This is a genomic window from Pusillimonas noertemannii, from assembly GCF_003096595.1.
Lineage (GTDB): Bacteria > Pseudomonadota > Gammaproteobacteria > Burkholderiales > Burkholderiaceae_B > Pusillimonas > Pusillimonas noertemannii.
In genome coordinates this window covers 35,995-52,939 of sequence record NZ_QEKO01000011.1, presented here as the reverse complement: position 1 = coordinate 52,939, position 16,945 = coordinate 35,995, and the positions used below count along the sequence as shown (strand labels likewise).

The following is a 16,945-nucleotide window of genomic DNA, read 5'->3' as shown; positions in this document are numbered from 1 at the left end:
TTGACGCCAGCAATCGGTGTTCCTGTCCCTACCAAGCTGTCTCCACCGAGTCGCCCGGGGCGCGGCAGGTGTTCATTTACGCTTGCGGATGCCCGACAAATTTGCTGCTGCGCAGCATCCGTGTCGCCGAAAATTAACTTTCGCCCTATGAACGATATCTGTTACCCTTCTTAGCAATTTGAGCGGCTGGTCGACAGCTGTATCGCCTTCCTACCGGAGACAAAATTGAAAAGAACAAAACCAGCCTTGGTTGCGGCGGGATTAGCCGCGCTTGCTCTTGCGGGTTGTGGCAGCGGAGGAGGGTCGAGCAACGACACGGCGGCGGGGCCCAATATTCTGTTCGTCATCATGGACGACGTCGGCATCGACCAGATGAAGGTCTTCGGCTATGGCGGAAAGATGTTCCCCATATTGCCCAACATCAACGCCGTGGCCCATGCCGGCGTGCGCTTTCGCAATACCTGGTCCATGCCCGAGTGCTCTCCAGGCCGCGCGGCCATGTTCGTGGGCCGGTATCCGCTGCGCACCGGCATCAACCAGGCTATAGGCCCCAACGACCTGGCAACTTCTCATTTGTCGCCGTACGACGTCACCGCACCCAAGCTGCTCAAGAAGGCGGGCTACGAAAGCGGCATGTTCGGTAAGTTCCACCTGGGCGGCCCCGAGAACAACCAGGCTGAAAACTCCACGCCCAGCGTGCTGGGGTGGGACTATTTCTACGGCTGGATAGGCGGGCTGCCCGGGTCCAATGACAGCACCGCCGGCGGCTATGCCAAAGAAGGCACGTATATGTGCGGTTTCGTTCCCGGCGATCACCAACCCCTCGGCGCCAATACCGGCGCCTGCTATCAGCCCGACGGAAGCTGCAAGGTCATCACCAGCAATCCGCTTCTTGAAGACGCGGCGGGCCTGCAGTGCATCGCGTCGGGCGGGGTCTTCGACCCCGACACCACCTGCGGCACGCCGACCTTCACGCCCAATTTCAATCGCGAGAACGCCTATTACGTGTCGCCCCTGGTCATCATCGAGAACGGCGAGACTGAAAAGGTCGAACTCGATGACCCGCGCGCCCGCGGCTATCGCACCACCATCGAGACCAACGCCGCCATCGAGTGGATCAATGCCCGTCCGTCCGACAAGCCCTGGATGGCCACCGTAAGCTACAGCGCCGCGCACACGCCTTGGCAGCAACCGCCCAAAGACCTGGTGCCGTTGCTTCCAAGCGGCGCCAGCCCGCTTGACGCGCTTAGCTGCACCAACGGCGACGAAGACAGCGCGCTGGGCGTGCGCGTTATCCAGGACCGCATGATCGAAGCCATGGACACCGAGTTCGGCCGCCTGCTGGTCGAAACCGGCATCGCCAAGTACAACGAAGACGGCAGCCTGAACTACGACCCCAAGGCCTCGAACACCGTCATTGTCATTGTGGGCGACAACGGCTCGCTGGCCACCGCCGTGAAGCTGCCTTTCGACCCCAGCCGTGCCAAGGGCACCGCCTACCAGACCGGCGTATGGGACCCTCTCATCATCGCCGGGCCGCAAGTGGCACAGCCCGACCGCGAGGTCGATCATATGGTCAACATGGTCGACCTGTTCCAGTTCTTCGGCGAACTGGCCGGCCTTGATGCCCACGAAGAAGTGCCGCACACCATCGATTCGGTCGGCATCCTGCCTTATCTTACCGACCCCGGGCAGGGCAGCCTGCGCACTATCAACTTCACCATGGGCGGCTTGAACGAGCAGGCCAACGGCGGCCGCAACGGTCCTTGCGTGATGACGACGGCCTGCACCGTCATTCCCACGTCCAAGAGCGTGTGCGAAGACAACCTGGGTATTTACTGGGGTAAGGGCTACGACGACGCTTCGGTCCTGCCTGCCTTCCCGTCCGAAGAAGGCTACCCGACGTGCGCCGACGTCAACGAGGCGCTGTACAAAGACGGCCAGTCCACGCTGACACTGGTGCCCGAGTCCACCGTGGCCATCCGCAACGAGCGCTACAAGCTGGTGGTCAACACCAGCGTCGACTACGATCCGGCCTCCGGCGAGCACAAACCGGTTATCACCGAAGAGCTGTTCGAGGTGAACCAGGCCGCACCGGTGCCGCTGCTCGACACCGCAGACCGCGACCTGCTGCCCACGTCCGACCCCGAACTCGAGGCCATTCGCAAAGACCTGCGCGCCAAGCTTGACGACATGCTGGCATCGAACCCGCCTTGCCCGGGCGACGGCAATATAGACGGCGTCGTCAATGCGCAAGACCTTGCCAACTGGGGCAAGATCGCGCTCAGCTGGGGCAAGTCCAGCGTGTACGACTTCCCGACCCCGGAATATCGCGACGGGCTTACCGACAACAAAGACGAGCAGGTCATACAAAGCAATCTGAACAAGACCTGCGACCGCACGTACAGCATCTATTGATGCTGCACCCCCTAGGCCCGCCCGCCCCGGCGGGCCTTCCTCGCGGCCTGCCGAGGTTTTTGCGGGGCCCATGCTGTGGCTTTGCCGACCGTGCCGGGGCATTCATCAGGAGGATGATGCAGTGACCAAGACCGCGTTCACCTTGCTTGCGACCAGCCTTTGCACCTTGGCCCTTACCGCCTGCGGCAGCAGCGGTGGCTCTGACGATACCGCCAAGGCGCCCAACATTCTGTTCGTCATCATGGACGACGTCGGCATCGACCAGATGAAGTCCTTCGGCTATGGCGGCGACCTGCCGCCCCACATGCCCAACATCGATGCCGTGGCCGAGGCCGGCATACGCTTTCGCAACACCTGGTCCATGCCCGAGTGCTCTCCGGGGCGCGCAGCCATGTTCGTGGGCCGCTATCCGTTTCGAACGCACATCTACCAGGCGATCGGGCCCAACGACTTGGCCAACGCCCAGCTTTCGCCGTACGAAACCGCCATACCCCAGGTGCTCAAGAAGGCGGGCTATGAAAACGGCCTGTTCGGCAAGTTCCACCTGGCCGGCCCCGACAACGTCGAGCAAGAGAACTCCATGCCGGCGGTTCTGGGCTGGGACTACTTCTATGGCTGGATCGCCGGTCTGCCCGAATCCATCGACACCACGGCAGGCGGGGTCGCCCCGGAAAAAACCTATATGTGCGGCTTTGTACCGGGCAAGAACGTAAAGGGTGGGGCCGACACGGGCGCCTGCTACCAGCCCGATGAAAGTTGTACCGTCATCACGCAAAGCTCGGCCAAGGAAGATGCCCCCGGCCTGCAGTGCGTGGATTCGGGCGGCATCTTCGTACCCAACGCCAGCTGCGGCACGCCGTCCGTGCCGCTTAAGTTCAACCTGGCCAACGCGCACTATGTCTCGCCGCTTACCGTTATTGAAAACGGCGATGTGGAAGTGGTGCCGCTTTCCGACCCGCGGTCGCGCGGCTATCGCGCGCGCATCGAGGCCGACTCGGCCATTGAATGGATCAATTCGCGTTCGTCGGGCAAGCCCTGGATGGCCACGCTCAGCTTCAGTTCCGCCCACACGCCCTGGCAGCAGCCGCCCAGGCAAATGCTGGCCAACCAGCTGCCTGCTTCCGACGCGCTGGATTGCAGCAACACGGCCGAGGGCCGCCTTATACAGAACCGCATGACCGAAGCGCTGGACAGCGAGTTTGGCCGGGTGTTGGTTGAAACCGGCATCGCCACGCGCAACGAAGACGGCAGCCTGAACTACGACCCCAAGGCCTCGAACACCGTCATCGTCATTGTGGGCGACAACGGGACGCTGGCCGTCGCCGTGAAACAGCCCTTCATCCCCAACCAGGCCAAGGGCACGGCCTACCAGACCGGCGTATGGGACCCGCTCATCATCGCCGGGCCGCAGGTAGAGCAGGCCGGCCGCGAGGTGGATCACATGGTCAACGTCGTCGATCTGTTCCAGTTCTTCGGCGAACTGGCTGGTATCGACGTGCACAAAGAAGTGCCCCGCACCCTCGATTCGGTGGGCATCCTGCCTTACCTGACCGACCCGGGGCAGGCCAGCCTGCGCAGCATCAACTTCGCCATGGCGGGCCTGAACGAGCAGGCCAATGGCGTCAAGAACAGCCCCTGCGTCGTCAGCAGCACCTGCACCCAGATCCCCATGAGCAAGGATATCTGCGAAGACACGCAAGGCGTGTGGTGGGGGCCAGGCTACGAGCCCGATTCGGGCGTCATCGACAACGGGGGCAAGGGCTACGCAAGCTGCGCCGAGGTGAACCAGGCGCTGTTCAAGCACAACAAGCCCGTGATCGACATCCTGGCCGAAACATCTGTGGCGATACGCAACGATGACTACAAGCTGGTGCGCAGCAGCCGCCAGGTATACCTGTCCGACACTGACGACTTCAAGCAAGAGCAGTTTGAAGAACTGTTCCAGGTCAACCAGGCAGCGCCCGTGCCGCTGCTCGATACGCCCGATCGCAATCTGCTTCCGCCCAAGAACGCGGGCACGCTGGCGGTTTATGACGAACTTGCGGCAAAACTCGACGAAATCATGGCTTCCGAGCCGCATTGCCCCGGCGACGGCAACATCGACGGCGTGGTCGATGGCGAAGATCTCAAGAACTGGGCTCGCATTGCACAGCAGTGGGGGCTCTCCAGCGTCTACGATGCCATTGTGGGCGGCACGCGAGACGGCTTTACCAATTCTATTGACGGCGACGTCATTCAAAACAACCTGGGCAAGACCTGCGAACGTACTTATGCAATCTACTAAAGCATCACGCCGGAAGTGGCTGTTGGCGGGTGGCGCCGCCTTGATTGTGGTTGCGGCCGGCGCCGCGGCGGCACTGGCCTGGCACAAGTCTTCGCCGCCTGTGCCGGCCGAACCCGTCGTCGTATTGGGCGATGGCGTCACCACACCCGGCGGCATGGCCTGGATACCCCCCGGCTCCTTCCAGATGGGCAGCGACAGCAAGCTGGCCCAGGCCAACGAAAAGCCCGCTCATGCGGTAAGCGTGAAAGGATTCTGGATGGACGTAACCCACGTCACCAACGACGAATTCGCCGAGTTCGTGCGCCAGACAGGCTATGTCACCACCGCCGAGCAAAAGCCCGACTGGGAGACCATACGCGTGCAGTTGCCGCCCGGCATTCCCAAGCCGCCCGACGATGTACTGGTGCCGGGCGCCATGGTGTTCGTGGGCACCAGCGGCCCCGTCGACCTGCGCGATTATTCGCAATGGTGGCGCTACGTTCCGGGCGCCGACTGGCGCCACCCGCAGGGGCCGGGCAGCACCATCGAGGGCAAGGGCGACCATCCCGTGGTGCAGGTCAGCTATGAAGACGTGCAGGCCTACGCAAAATGGGCAGGCAAGCGCCTGCCCACCGAGGCCGAATGGGAATACGCGGCGCGCGGCGGGCTGGAACAGGCCACCTATGTCTGGGGCGACGAGCTTTCGCCGGACGGCAAGCCCATGGCCAACTATTGGGACAGCAAGCAGCAGGGCACCTTTCCCGTGGTCAGCCCCAAGGCCGGCGGAGCCGAAGGCACGGTGCCGGCAAAAACCTTTCCGCCCAACGGCTATGGTCTGTATGACATGACAGGCAACGCCTGGCAATGGGTGGCCGACTGGTACGGCGCCGATTACTTCAGCAAGCAGGCCAAGGCCACGACGCCCATCGTCGATCCGCAAGGGCCGGCGCAAGCGTTCGACCCCTCCGACCCCGGCGTTCCACTGGATGCGCCCAAGCGGGTCATACGGGGCGGCTCCTTCCTGTGCAACGAAAGCTATTGCCTTTCATACCGGCCCAGCGCGCGGCGCGGCTCCGACCCCTACAGCCCCATGTCGCACGTGGGCTTCCGCCTGGTCAAGGACGCAGCGGCGCCCACGGCACAGGTGGCGGCGCACACCGCCAAGTAGGCCAGCCGCCAGGCTGGACAATGTTGCTGCGATCAGGGCCGAAGTGCGTGCATACACGGTATGCTGCCGTTTCCGACCGGGCTGCGACCTTCTTGCTGCCGCGGGTCCCGGCGGGCCAAGTGGCGTCGGCGGCGGTTTCAGTTGCGGCGCTCGCCCACAACAAGCATGGGGCATACCGCCCTCAGCCATGAAAAACTTCGAATCAGTTCGGGAAAGCCGCCCATCATGTGGACGCCGTTGAATCTTGAGCCCTGGGCCGCACTGCTGGCCGGGGCGGCCTTTGCCTTGGCACTTTGCCTGCCGTTGGGCCGCCTGGCCTACAGCCTGCCCCGCAGCCTCGACCCGCAGTTGCCTGCCCAGGCATCGCTTTCCCATCGTTTCTACCGCGTGCTGTTCTGGACGGCGGGGCCGTTGCTGGGCCTGCTGTGCGCCTGGCGCTTCGGCGCCACGCCGGCCGCCGTAGCCGCCATCGTGTATGCCGTAGGGTTGCTGGCGCTGGCATGGATAGACGCTGAAACCGGCTTCCTGCCCGACCTGCTGACCTTGCCGCTGTTGTGGCTCGGCCTGCTTGTAAACCTGGGCGGCACGTTTTCGCCCCTGGCCGACTCGGTGCTGGGCGCAGCCGGGGGCTATATGGCGCTATGGCTCCTCTGCGGCGCCTTTCTGTTGCTGACGGGGCGGCAGGGCATGGGCAACGGCGACTTCAAGCTGCTGGCGGCCCTGGGCGCCTGGCTGGGCTGGGCGTCGCTGCCGTGGGTCGTGCTGATCGCCTCGCTGATGGCGTTGGCTGTGGCCCTGCTGCGCCGCCTGGCGGGGCGCATGCAGGCCGGCGAAGCATTCAGCTTCGGCCCCTACCTGGCCTTGGTCGGCATTGTGGCGCTGCTGCGCTTATAGGCCGGGTACGTCTGCAGACGCGTAGGGCTGCATCAGACGATTTGCGGGCAATTCTGGACGGCAGGCCTGGCAGGCCGGTGCCCGCAGCCGCGCGGGGCCGCCCCGGACGCTAAGACCACAGATGCGCAAACTGCGTTGCCACCGCATCTTCGTAGGCAATAGGCATGGCCACCAGGCCCATTGCGGTCTGGAAGTCATTCAAGCTCTGAATGGTCTGGCGCGAGATATCGGGCGAGTAGAAGGGCAGGTCTCGCACGATCAATGCTTGTATCAGCGCCGTTTGCTCATCGGGGAAAATGCCCTGGGTGGCCTTGGGCGCCAGGCCGGGGTCGGCCTTCAGCCTTTGCTGAGTTTTTACCAGGGCGCGCACTGCGGCCGCTGCCGCTTCGGGCTGCGCCTGGATAAAAGCGTCTGAAGCCACCAGGGCCGCAAAGGTATAGCCTTTGGCCTGGGGCGGGCCGTCGCCGCGCCGAGCATCGATCACCACGTCGCCCGCGCCGCTGCGCACCGCCACTTCGGCCCCCATGCCGTTGGCCCAGAAACCGTCGATCAGGCCCGCCTCAAGTGCCTTGGCGGCGGCCACGCCGAAATTCATGTTGTCGCCCAGAAAAGCGCCGGGAACGGGGCCTATCTTCACCCCGTCGCGCTCTTCGTCGATGCCGGCATCGGCCAACAGCTTCTTCAGGCCCGCGTCGACCCAGGGCGCGGCGCCGATGTGCAGGCCCTTTACCGCCGAGATGTCGCCTTTCTTTGCCTGCAGGTTCTTGCGCAGCACCAGGAACCAATACATGTTCTGCGACAGCGCCGCCAGCAGCCGCGCGCCTTTCCACTCGGGAAACGCCGCCGGCAGGGCGTGGGCCGACGCCGCGGCGAACTGGATGCTGCCGTCGCGCAAAGCCTCCATGCAGCGGTCCACCGGCGAGATGCGCTCGAGCCTTACATCCAGGCCTTCTTCCTGGAAGACGCCCAGCTGCACCGCCGCGACGGTTGGAAAGTACGAGGTGGAAATCAGGTCTGGAACGGCAAGGACCATGCTTGCCTGGGGTGTGCTCATGTCGTTTCTCGCTTAGTGTTGACCGGGTCCTAGTCTTGCACAGGGGCGCCGGCGTCGATCTCGCGCCAGATGCGGTCGACGTAGTCGATATAGGCCGGTTCTTTGCGTAGAAGCCTGGGATCGCGGGGCCGCGGCAGGTCTATGGAAAGGTCCAGCCTTATGGTGCCGGGGCGGGGCGAAAGCACGATCACCCGGTCGGACAGCGTGACGGCCTCTTCGATGTCGTGGGTGACGAACAGCACGGTGCGCTGGTGCCTTTCCCAGATGCGCAGCAGTTCGCGTCCCATCACCGCCTTGGTCTGGCTGTCGAGCGCCCCGAAAGGCTCGTCCATCAGGAAGATGTCGGGGTCGTAAGCCAGCAGGCGGCCCAGCGAAACCCGCTGGCGCATGCCGCCCGAAAGCTGATGCGGCATGTTGCGCTCGAAGCCCGTCAGTTTCAGGAAGTCGATCAACTCGCGGATGCGCTCTTTGGCCGTGGCGGCCGGCGCATGCGCCAGCTCCAGGCCGATGGCGATGTTGTCCTGCACCGAGGCCCAGGGCAGCAGGGTGTCGCGCTGAAACATGAAGCCGATGCGCTCGGCGGTTTCTTCGGCGGTCAGGCCGTCTATCAGCGCAGTGCCCGCGTCGGCGTCCACCAGGCCCGACAGCACGCGCAGCAGCGTGGATTTGCCGCAGCCGCTGGGGCCCACGATGGCCACGAACTGGCCGGCCGGAATCTCGAGGTTGAAGTCGTCCATCACCAGCACGTCGTGGCCGGCCGAGGACGGAAAGCGCACCCGTATGCCCTTGAAGGCGATGTGGCCCGACGTGGGTGCCGTGGCTGCCGCGGTCATGCGTTCCTCCATCCGAGCCTGCGCCGCTCGAGCCAGCCCACGCCCGCGTTGGCCAGCGCCGCGATGGCGACCAGCACGACCAGGCCGGCGAACACGCCGATGGTGTCGAGGCGGCCGGCGCTGTTTTCAATGTACCAGCCCAGGCCACGGCTGGAGCCGATCAATTCGCCCACGATGGCGCCGATGAGGGCCGAGCCGATGGCCAGCCGCATCGAGGCGATGATCCAGGGTTCTATCCAGGGAACCAGCACCTTGCGTATCAGGTAGGGCGTGGGCGCGCGCATGGTGCGGAACAGGTCGACAATGTCTTTGTCCACTGTCTTCAGGCCTTCGTGGATGTTCAGGATGAAGATGAACACCACGATGGAAAACGCCATCATCACCTTGGAGAAAAGGTCGATGCCGAACCAGATGATGAACAGGGGCGCCAGGGCCACGCGCGGCATGCTGTACAGCGCCATCACGTAGGGCTCGGCCACTGCCGCGCCATACTTTGAGCGCGCCATGAGTATGCCTATGGGCACCCCCACGGCAAAGGCCAGCAGCAGGCCCAGGCCCGCCTCGAGCAGAGTCGTCCAGGCATGGCGCCACATTTCGCCGGAAATCGCCAACTGCCACAGGCGGGCCGCCACCAGGCTGGGCTGGCCTATCCACAGCGGGTCGATCAGCCACACCGCTGCGGCTTCCCATACGGCAAGCACCACGGCCAGCAGAACCAGCCTGTCAATGGCCAAGCGGACTGCGGTTTTAGTGGTGCCCGGGAAGGCGGGCCTGGCCGCCTTCCTGCGTGCGCCGCCCGTCATTTACCGAGAAAGTCCGGATTGAAGGCGTCGTAGGAAATGGGCTTGAGGTCGGGCTCGAGCGCCAGTGTGTCGGACTGCAGCGTGTCGAACTCTTCTTCGGTAAAGCGCGCGCGGGTCAGCACCGAGGCCACCAGCCTGTCGGAATTGCCGCGGATGAGTTCGGCGTCGATGTTGGGATAGAACTCGAGCAGGGCGTTGTCGCGCTTGGTCTTGTCGTTCGCGGCGATTTCAGCGGCCTTCAGCGTGGTTTGAATGAACTTGCGCACCAGCTCGGGGTTGGCGCTGGACCAGTTGTCCAGGCCGATAAGGGCCAGGCTGGCGGTCTTGGACGTGCGCCAGTCGTGCACGGTGGTGAACTGCTGTTCCGCCAGCAGAACTTCCAGGCCCGAGACCATGCCGGCGTCGACATGTCCGGCCTTGATGGCGGCCAGGTTGTTGGCCGAGCCGCCTATGCCCACGATGCTGGCGTCCTTGTCCGGATCGAGCCCGGCACGCTGCAAAGCCAGCCGAACCAGGCCGTCGGTCTTGCTGCCGGGCGAGGTGATGCCGATCTTCTTGCCCTTGAGGCCGGCAATGTCCTTGGCCGCGTTGTCCTTGGGGCCGAACAGCACATAGCTGGTGATGTTGGACAGGGGCACGATCACATGCGCGTCCAGGCCGCGGTTGGTCAGCCTGATGACGTGTTCGGGCGAACAGATGCATACGTCCACCGCCTTGCCGGCCAGCGCCTGCACGGCCGGGGCGCCGCCCTTGAAGGTGATGAGCTCGGCATCGATGCCGGCTTCCTTGTACAGGCCCTGGTCCAGGGCGATGGCCACGGCGATCGACTCATTGTTCAGGGGGCCGAATGCCGCAATACGCAATGCCTGGGCGTGCGCCGAAGACGCGGCCAGCGCCATGACGGCAGCGGCCACAAGCAGGAAGGAAGAGGCCAGCAATTTTTTGACGGGGCCGGAAAATAGTCTTTCTGTACGCATGGTCGCCCTATGTGCTCTATGTAGAAAAGTTTGTCTCGGAAGCTTCTTGTTGCGATGCAGGCCAGGACGCTGGCGCCTTGCCCAAGGCATCATTGCCACAATATTAATAGTTTGTCGATATAACAACTACAAATTATTTGGAATAAGGATATAAAGCGCGCCTCGCCAAGGGAAGGCATTGCGCCCCGCGTTTGTTACTTCAACGGCCGTAAAGCATCGACGTGATCTGCAACGGCCTGGCACGCAGCCCCCAAATCCGTGACGATACGATCATCGACGTTCAAGTCGCCTTCGCATTCACCCAGGTTGCGGATGTTGTGGCTCTGTTCGTTTTGTCGGTGAGGCCTTAACCTTGAATAGGCGCGGGACCGCTTGTGGGCGCGACCGGAACAAAACCCTGCGGCGGCATGGGCAGGCTGGGCATGGAGACGTCTTCGACAATGCCGTCCTGGTCGATGGAAACGCCATGCGGCAGCACCGCCGACAACGTTACGCCCTGGGCCAGGGGCTGGCCCACGCGGTAGGCCTGCGCGGGCCCGCCGTTGATGGAGAGCAGGGCGGCGCCCTGTTTGCCCGAGGCGATCAGGCCCACCACGGCTACGCGCAAGCGGGCCGAGCCGCCGCCGAACCAGTTGCTGACCGGGGCGGTGTCCTGGCCGGGCGCCGGGCCCGAGGCCAGCGCCGGCGGCGCCGCGGCGGGGCGGGGCGCCAGAAGCAGGGCGCCCCACAGGCCGATGCCGGCCGCAAGGGCCAGCATGGCAGCAGCCTGGGCCAGGCGCGGGCCACGCAAGATGATCCAGTCAGGTGGGGAGATTCTATTTGCGAGCATGGGCAATACGTACGATGTTGGCTTGTGGCTGAAGCAGGCGGTCAGCGTCGGTCATCATGCCAAAAAAAATGCCGGAGCGCATCAATAATTAGTATTGCCTGCCTGGGCTCCCGCTTTTCAGCCTGAAATCAGGCCTGATTCTATATTGCTCGATTCTCTTGAATTTTTCATGAATCTCGCTCCGTTTCATCATTTTGACAGAATGAAAATGATAAATATCATTGACTCGGACATTTGACGACGAGTAGCATGCTTTCGACCCTCGAATGTATCTAATCTATTCATATTCCGGCTGTACAGTCACCTGGCGCCGGATCGTTTCGTTTTCATCGCAATGACAGGCAATTTCTTTTCTTCCAGGCTGCGCCCACTCATGTTCCCGGCGTCGCGCCAGCGGCGCGCGGCGGTCCAGCGGGGCTTCTCCCTTATTGAAATCATGGTCGTGGTGGTCATCATGGGCGTGCTGGCCGCGCTGGTGGTGCCCAATGTCATGGATCGCCCCGACCAGGCGCGCGTGGTCGCGGCCAAGCAGGACATCGGCGCCATCATGCAGGCGCTCAAGCTGTACCGCCTCGACCATGGGCGCTATCCCTCTACCGACCAGGGCCTGGGCGCGCTGGTGGGCGGGAAAGACAAGGGAACTGCCTATATGGACCGCATGCCCAACGATCCCTGGAACACCCCTTATCAATATCTGAATCCCGGGGTGCATGGCGAAATTGACGTATTTTCGCTGGGCGCCGACGGGCAAGCCGGAGGCGAAGGCGTCGATGCCGACATCGGTTCCTGGGCCCGCTAGCCGCTGGCGGCGCCTTGCCCCCTCGGACCGGCGCGTAGCCAGCGCCACGGCGCGCTCAGGCGGGCAGCAGGGCTTCACCCTGCTCGAGATGATGATCGTGCTGGTCATCATCGGCATCGCCACTGCCATGGCCAGCGTTTCGGCCTTTGGCAACACCGGTGCGCGCGCACTGCGCCAGGACGCCATGCGGCTGGCGCAGCTGTTCACCGCCGCCCAGGTCGAGGCCCGGGCCAGCGGGCAGGCCATCGTCTGGCAGCACAACGGCCAGGGCTATCAATTTACACGGCTTCCACGCAGGCTAATTTTGCCGGCGCGGATGGCCGCCAGAAGCCACCAGGTACAGGACACCGGGCTGGGCGCCAGCACGGTATTGCGGCCCCGCGAGTGGTCCTCCGAAGAACCCGTCACAGTCCGCATCCAGCCCGAAGACCGCCTGGTCTTCGGGCCCGACTGGATATCCGGCCCCATGCGGATGGAACTGGCGTCGGGCGACCAGACAGTCGTGCTCTCGCGGCTGGGCAACGGGCGCTTCGTGGTGGAGCATGACTAAGCCCGGCCGGCAACGCGGCTTCACGCTCATCGAGGTGCTGGTTGCGCTGGCCATTGCGGGCGTGGCGCTTGCAGCCTGCGTGCGGGCCCTGGGCGTGGGCGCCAGCGGCGTGCGCGGCATGCAGGAACGCAGCCTTGCCCAGCAGGCCGCGCAGAATTTTCTTTCCGAAGTGCGACTGCAGGCCGTCTTCCCCGCTGTGGGGCGCCGCACCCAGCCATGCCCGCAGGGCCCGCTTGGCTTTCGCTGCGAGCAGGTGGTGCAGGGCACGCCCAATCCCGACTTTCGCCGCATCACCGTGCGCGTCAGCCTCGCCGACGGTCCGGTGCTGTCCGAGCTGGATGGCCTTGTGACCCGAGTCCGATGAAACACGCTTGCCGGGTCCAGCAGGGTTTCACCCTTATCGAAGTATTGGTCGCGCTAACCTTGATGGCGCTGGTCAGCCTGATTTCGTGGCGGGGCCTGGACGCGGTACAGCGCACCGGCGAGCGCCTGGACGAGCGCGCCGAGGAAACCCTTTCGATGGTGCGCGCACTGGGCCAGATCGAGCGCGACCTGTTGCTGCATGCCGGCGCCGATGTGCTGCCGAACTCGCTTTCCGCCGCGGCCAATGCCGCAACGGGCTCCGCCGGCGCATCGGGACGCATGCCGCCCGGCATCACCTGGGACCGCGACGGCGGTCTGAGCCTGGTGCGCGCAGCGGGCGACGGACTGTGGCAGCAGCTTCGCTGGTACCTGAAGGACGGGGCCCTCGTCCGGGCCGTCGGGGCACCTTCCTATTTGCTGCCCCTGCCGGCGGCCGAGACCGAGGTCGTGGTCCTGGAGCACGTCAAGGGGCTGTCGGTAAAAATGTGGCAGGCTGGGCGCGGCTGGGTGGAGCCCCCCAGTGCAACGAGGGAAAGCGTGATCGGTACTGTCCAGGCCGAATCCAGCGCGCAGCCCGAAACGAACACGGGCGCCAATACGCAGGCCTCGGGTTCGGTGGCAAGCGGCCTGGAGATCTCGCTGTACCGCGAAGACCCGACCAGCGACAAGCCCTATCGCAAAGTGGTGGTGCTGCCATGAGGCCGCAAGCAAGCCTTCGCCAGCGCGGCATGGCCGTCATCGCCGCCTTGCTCGTGGTCGTGGCCGCATCGGCCCTGGCCACCTCGGTCATCGAGCGTCAGGGACTGATGGCGAACATTCTCATCACCGAGCGCGATCGCGCCCAGGCGGCATGGCTGCTTAGGGGAGGGCTGGACTGGTCGCGCGTGGTGCTGCTGATGGACGCCCGCAACAGTCCCACCACCCGCCTGGACGGAATCTGGGCCCGGCCCATCATCGGCCTGCCCGTGGGCACGGCCGAGGATCCAGACCGCGCGCTGTTCTCGGGACAGATCGAAGACGAGCAAAGCAAATACAATCTACGCAATTTGGCCGAAGGGGCGCGCATCAAGCCGGACGAGGTCCAGGCGCTGGAAAGCCTGCTGCAGTGGCTGGACATCGATTCCGACCTGGCCACGATCATGGCCCGGCGCGTGGCCAATTCGCAGCCCGGCGAAGACGGCGTGCCGCACGCGGTGGGGCTGCTTGGCATCGACGACCTGCGTTCGCTGGAAGGCTTCACGCCCAGGGTCATGGATGCCTTGCAGCCTTTCATCACGGTTTTGCCCGTGGCCACCACCGTCAACGCCAATACGGCCTCGGCCGAGGTGCTGGGCGCGGTGGTGCCCGAACTGGGCCTGGCCGGCGCGCGCGAACTGGTCGTGCAGCGCGACAAGGGCCTGTGGTTCACCAACCGAGGAGATTTCGTCAATCGCGTGCGCAGCCGGGATAAAAACGCCGGGCAGCGCATAAGCGTAAACAGCAATTGGTTTCGCGTTACCGGCGAGGTTACCGTAGGGGCTACCTTGGTCGGGCTGCGCGCCTTGCTTCACCGCAGCAACCAGGGGCTCGCCTCGGTCCGCTGGGTGACCTATTGATAATCAACAACATGAAACAGCATTTGCGCCTGGCCCTGCCACCTTTACAACACCTCTCGCCGGAAACGCCCATGGCCTTCGTCCAGGTCGACCGCGAGGGGCGCGCCGCGCGCTCGGGCGAGCAGACAGCCGCCCAGCTGGGCGCGCACGCCGGCTCGCAGCCCGTATACGCCATTCTTCATCCCGACGACGCCATCGTGGCCGAGGTCACGGTTCCGCCCGTGTCGGCGCAGCGCCTGCAGGCCGCGGTGGTGGGCAGCATCGAACCCATGGTCCTGTCCGATGTCGAGCAGTTGTGCGTGGCGCACGGGCCGCGCCTGCCCGACGGCCGGGTTGCCGTCGCCTGGACAGCGCGCCGGCCGCTAGCCGATGCCTGGGCGCTGCTGGCCGGGGCGCGGCTGGATGTCGCCGCATTCATTCCTCATGCCCTGGCCCTGCCGGCCGGCGACTTCCATCCCGACATGCCGCTGCAGCTGCCGGCCGGGCCGCGATGGCTGGCGCCTTTGCCGGCCTGGTCGCTCGCCCACGACAGTCTGCGTCCGGCCTCGGCGGGAGGGCGCTGGCGCAAGGCGGCAGGGTGGGGCGCGGCGGCCGCGGCGGTATGGATAGTTGGCCTCAATGGATACGCCAGCCGCCTTCAGGGCGAGGTGGACACCCTGCAGCGCGACATGAGAAACGCCGTAACCCAGGCTTTTCCGCAAATACCAGTCGTCATCGATCCGCTGCGCCAGGCGCAGAACCAGCGCGACGCGCTGCGGCTGGCGCAGGGCGTCAGCGCCGACGACGACTTCATGCCGCTGGCCCTGGCCGCCGCCCAGGTGCTGGATTTCGCCCAGGGTCACGTGCGAGGCCTGCAGTACCAGGCAGGCGTGCTTACCCTGACACTGGCCGACGGCTATGCGCCGCCCACCAATGAAGCCGCGCTAGCCCAGTCGGCCGCCGTGCAAAGGGTGGTGCTGGAAAAAGACGAGGCCCAGCCCAACGTGTGGCGGGCCAAAAGGCCGGCCGCCGCGCAGAACGGCAAGGAGGCTTCATGAGCCTTGCCAACAACTGGTCCAGGTTCGAACAAGCCTCGCGCGCCCGGTTCGAGCCTCTTGCCGCACAGGCCCGCGAGGCCTGGCAGCGCCGCACGCCACGCGAGCAAAAGCTGCTGAAGGGCGGGGCGCTGCTGCTGGGGGTCGCATTGCTTTGGACGGCCGGCCTCAAGCCGGCGCTCGAAAGCATCGACAACGCCCACAGCCAGTTGCCCGCGCTACAGGCGCAGGCAAGCCGTCTCAACGCCGTCATCCTCGAGGCCAAGGCGCTGGACCGGGGCCGTTCCGGCGCCATGTCGGCCGAAGAAACCGAGCAGGCGCTGCGGGCCAGCCTGGGCAGCGCGGGGCTCGATGCCCTGGCCCAGTTCGGTCCGCACACCGACGCCGAGGCCGGCCAGGCCCAATGGCAGGTTCGCTTCAACAATGCCCCGGCGGGACGCATTGTCGAGTGGCTGTCCAGCCTTCCCTTCGTGGCCCAGGTGCAAACCCGGCAGGCCACGCTCGAGCGCAGCGTCGTCGACGGGCGTGACCGGCCGGGGCAGCTTACGGGCACCATCGTGCTGGCCATGCCCTCGAAGGAGCCCCGATGATGCGCGGCCTTCGCTTCGCCTGGATCGCGCTGCTCGTTGCAGTGCTCGTTGCCGCGGCGCTGTGGTCGCTGCCAGCCCGCTGGGCCATGGCCTTCATCCCCGAGTCGTCTCCGGTGGTGGTCACCGACGCTTCGGGCACCATGTGGTCGGCCAGCGCCACGGTTGCCGTGGGCGTGGGCGGCCTGCGGCGCACCTTGCCCGACCCGGTGCAATGGCGCCTGGCCTTCGACGGCGGCCCGCGCCTGGTCATCAGCCATCCATGGCTGCGCGGCCCCCTTGCGCTGTCACCCGCCTGGAACGGCCTGCGCCTTTCGGCCCAGTCGCTGCAGCTGCCCGCCTCGGTGCTTACCACCGTGCATGCCTTGTTCAACACGCTCGACCCGGGCGGCGAAGTGCACCTCTCTTGGCCGCAGCTTGTGCTGGGGCCGGGCATGCCTTCGTCAAAGGACGACGCGCCGCTGCTCACGGCCCAATGGCGCAACGCATCGTCGTCGCTGACGCGCGTGCGGCCCATGGGCGACTACACTCTTGTGCTGAAACCAGGTTCGAGCGATGCCATCGCGCTGGCGCTGGCGACCAGCCGCGGCCCCCTGATGATGGAAGGGGCCGGCACATTGTCGCGTTCGCGCGCTCAGTTCGACGGCAAGGCCTGGGTCGAAGAGTCCGCCAGCGGCGACACACATGCGGCCCTGCAGGGACTGCTTGCCGCCATGGGGCCCAGCACCGGCCCAGACAGCCAAACCCTTTTGAAAATACGCTAGCCAATACTGTTGCC

Annotated in this window: 17 protein-coding genes; 12 read left to right on the top strand and 5 right to left on the bottom strand. The window is 65.0% G+C overall.

Features of this window, described 5'->3' with window-relative positions:
• Positions 1-225 precede the first annotated feature (225 nt).
• From C7440_RS19195 to C7440_RS19180, 4 genes are all read left to right on the top strand, one after another.
• Positions 226-2,418 (top strand): sulfatase-like hydrolase/transferase, encoded by a 2,193-nt coding sequence (locus C7440_RS19195; RefSeq protein ID WP_116519614.1) that lies wholly within the window; start codon positions 226-228, stop codon positions 2,416-2,418.
• Positions 2,419-2,539: 121 nt separating this feature from the next.
• Entirely contained in the window at positions 2,540-4,702 is a 2,163-nt protein-coding gene (locus C7440_RS19190; RefSeq protein ID WP_116519613.1) for a sulfatase-like hydrolase/transferase, read from the top strand.
• Positions 4,689-5,849: a formylglycine-generating enzyme family protein gene (locus C7440_RS19185; RefSeq protein WP_051019223.1), complete on the top strand. Its 1,161-nt coding sequence runs from the start codon at positions 4,689-4,691 to the stop codon at positions 5,847-5,849. The genes C7440_RS19190 and C7440_RS19185 overlap by 14 nt, the downstream gene beginning before the upstream one ends.
• Before the next feature lie 225 nt (positions 5,850-6,074).
• Entirely contained in the window at positions 6,075-6,743 is a 669-nt protein-coding gene (locus tag C7440_RS19180; protein ID WP_243410984.1) for a prepilin peptidase, read from the top strand.
• Positions 6,744-6,852: 109 nt separating this feature from the next.
• Here the strand turns inward: C7440_RS19180 and C7440_RS19175 are convergent, their stop codons facing one another.
• The 5 genes from C7440_RS19175 to C7440_RS19155 all read right to left on the bottom strand — a co-directional run bounded on the left by C7440_RS19175 (position 6,853) and on the right by C7440_RS19155 (position 11,239).
• Positions 6,853-7,797, bottom strand: coding sequence for an ABC transporter substrate-binding protein (locus C7440_RS19175; protein ID WP_243410983.1), 945 nt, complete (start codon positions 7,795-7,797; stop codon positions 6,853-6,855).
• 29 nt (positions 7,798-7,826) lie between these two features.
• Positions 7,827-8,630, bottom strand: coding sequence for an ABC transporter ATP-binding protein (locus C7440_RS19170; protein ID WP_116519610.1), 804 nt, complete (start codon positions 8,628-8,630; stop codon positions 7,827-7,829).
• Entirely contained in the window at positions 8,627-9,364 is a 738-nt protein-coding gene (locus C7440_RS19165; RefSeq protein WP_243410982.1) for an ABC transporter permease, read from the bottom strand. Before C7440_RS19165 ends, C7440_RS19170 begins: the two co-directional genes overlap by 4 nt.
• Positions 9,365-9,429: 65 nt before the next feature.
• Complete coding sequence (locus C7440_RS19160; protein ID WP_165832653.1) at positions 9,430-10,410, bottom strand: ABC transporter substrate-binding protein; 981 nt, start codon at positions 10,408-10,410, stop codon at positions 9,430-9,432.
• A 346-nt stretch (positions 10,411-10,756) separates the two neighbouring features.
• Complete coding sequence (locus tag C7440_RS19155; RefSeq protein ID WP_116519607.1) at positions 10,757-11,239, bottom strand: type II secretion system protein N; 483 nt, start codon at positions 11,237-11,239, stop codon at positions 10,757-10,759.
• A gap of 373 nt (positions 11,240-11,612) precedes the next feature.
• Here C7440_RS19155 and gspG point away from each other — a divergent pair, with 373 nt between their 5' ends.
• From gspG to gspN, 8 genes are all read left to right on the top strand, one after another.
• Positions 11,613-12,038, top strand: coding sequence for a type II secretion system major pseudopilin GspG (gene gspG / locus C7440_RS19150; RefSeq protein ID WP_017523553.1), 426 nt, complete (start codon positions 11,613-11,615; stop codon positions 12,036-12,038).
• Positions 12,010-12,588: a type II secretion system minor pseudopilin GspH gene (gene gspH / locus C7440_RS19145; RefSeq protein ID WP_165832652.1), complete on the top strand. Its 579-nt coding sequence runs from the start codon at positions 12,010-12,012 to the stop codon at positions 12,586-12,588. The genes gspG and gspH overlap by 29 nt, the downstream gene beginning before the upstream one ends.
• Positions 12,581-12,952, top strand: coding sequence for a type II secretion system minor pseudopilin GspI (gene gspI / locus C7440_RS19140; protein WP_116519605.1), 372 nt, complete (start codon positions 12,581-12,583; stop codon positions 12,950-12,952). Before gspH ends, gspI begins: the two co-directional genes overlap by 8 nt.
• The gene (locus C7440_RS19135) at positions 12,949-13,650 is read left to right on the top strand and encodes a PulJ/GspJ family protein (RefSeq protein WP_116519604.1); all 702 of its coding nucleotides are present in this window, start codon (positions 12,949-12,951) and stop codon (positions 13,648-13,650) included. The genes gspI and C7440_RS19135 overlap by 4 nt, the downstream gene beginning before the upstream one ends.
• Positions 13,647-14,546 carry a type II secretion system minor pseudopilin GspK gene (gene gspK, locus C7440_RS19130; RefSeq protein ID WP_243410981.1) on the top strand — a complete coding sequence of 300 codons (900 nt, stop codon included), beginning with the start codon at positions 13,647-13,649 and terminating at the stop codon, positions 14,544-14,546. Before C7440_RS19135 ends, gspK begins: the two co-directional genes overlap by 4 nt.
• A 71-nt stretch (positions 14,547-14,617) precedes the next feature.
• Positions 14,618-15,583 carry a type II secretion system protein GspL gene (gspL, locus tag C7440_RS19125; RefSeq protein ID WP_165832651.1) on the top strand — a complete coding sequence of 322 codons (966 nt, stop codon included), beginning with the start codon at positions 14,618-14,620 and terminating at the stop codon, positions 15,581-15,583.
• Positions 15,580-16,170 (top strand): type II secretion system protein GspM, encoded by a 591-nt coding sequence (gene gspM, locus C7440_RS19120; RefSeq protein ID WP_116519601.1) that lies wholly within the window; start codon positions 15,580-15,582, stop codon positions 16,168-16,170. Before gspL ends, gspM begins: the two co-directional genes overlap by 4 nt.
• Positions 16,167-16,931 carry a type II secretion system protein N gene (gene gspN / locus C7440_RS19115; protein ID WP_116519600.1) on the top strand — a complete coding sequence of 255 codons (765 nt, stop codon included), beginning with the start codon at positions 16,167-16,169 and terminating at the stop codon, positions 16,929-16,931. The genes gspM and gspN overlap by 4 nt, the downstream gene beginning before the upstream one ends.
• Positions 16,932-16,945 lie beyond the last annotated feature (14 nt).

Coding starts and splice junctions, on each gene's coding strand:
- C7440_RS19185 (WP_051019223.1), top strand. CDS start 4,689: ATGCAATCTACTAAAGCATCACGCCGGAAGTGGCTGTTGGCGGGTGGC.
- C7440_RS19180 (WP_243410984.1), top strand. CDS start 6,075: ATGTGGACGCCGTTGAATCTTGAGCCCTGGGCCGCACTGCTGGCCGGG.
- C7440_RS19175 (WP_243410983.1), bottom strand. CDS start 7,797: ATGAGCACACCCCAGGCAAGCATGGTCCTTGCCGTTCCAGACCTGATT.
- C7440_RS19170 (WP_116519610.1), bottom strand. CDS start 8,630: ATGACCGCGGCAGCCACGGCACCCACGTCGGGCCACATCGCCTTCAAG.
- C7440_RS19160 (WP_165832653.1), bottom strand. CDS start 10,410: ATGCGTACAGAAAGACTATTTTCCGGCCCCGTCAAAAAATTGCTGGCC.
- C7440_RS19155 (WP_116519607.1), bottom strand. CDS start 11,239: ATGCTCGCAAATAGAATCTCCCCACCTGACTGGATCATCTTGCGTGGC.
- gspG (WP_017523553.1), top strand. CDS start 11,613: ATGTTCCCGGCGTCGCGCCAGCGGCGCGCGGCGGTCCAGCGGGGCTTC.
- gspH (WP_165832652.1), top strand. CDS start 12,010: ATGCCGACATCGGTTCCTGGGCCCGCTAGCCGCTGGCGGCGCCTTGCC.
- gspI (WP_116519605.1), top strand. CDS start 12,581: ATGACTAAGCCCGGCCGGCAACGCGGCTTCACGCTCATCGAGGTGCTG.
- C7440_RS19135 (WP_116519604.1), top strand. CDS start 12,949: ATGAAACACGCTTGCCGGGTCCAGCAGGGTTTCACCCTTATCGAAGTA.
- gspK (WP_243410981.1), top strand. CDS start 13,647: ATGAGGCCGCAAGCAAGCCTTCGCCAGCGCGGCATGGCCGTCATCGCC.
- gspL (WP_165832651.1), top strand. CDS start 14,618: ATGGCCTTCGTCCAGGTCGACCGCGAGGGGCGCGCCGCGCGCTCGGGC.
- gspM (WP_116519601.1), top strand. CDS start 15,580: ATGAGCCTTGCCAACAACTGGTCCAGGTTCGAACAAGCCTCGCGCGCC.
- gspN (WP_116519600.1), top strand. CDS start 16,167: ATGATGCGCGGCCTTCGCTTCGCCTGGATCGCGCTGCTCGTTGCAGTG.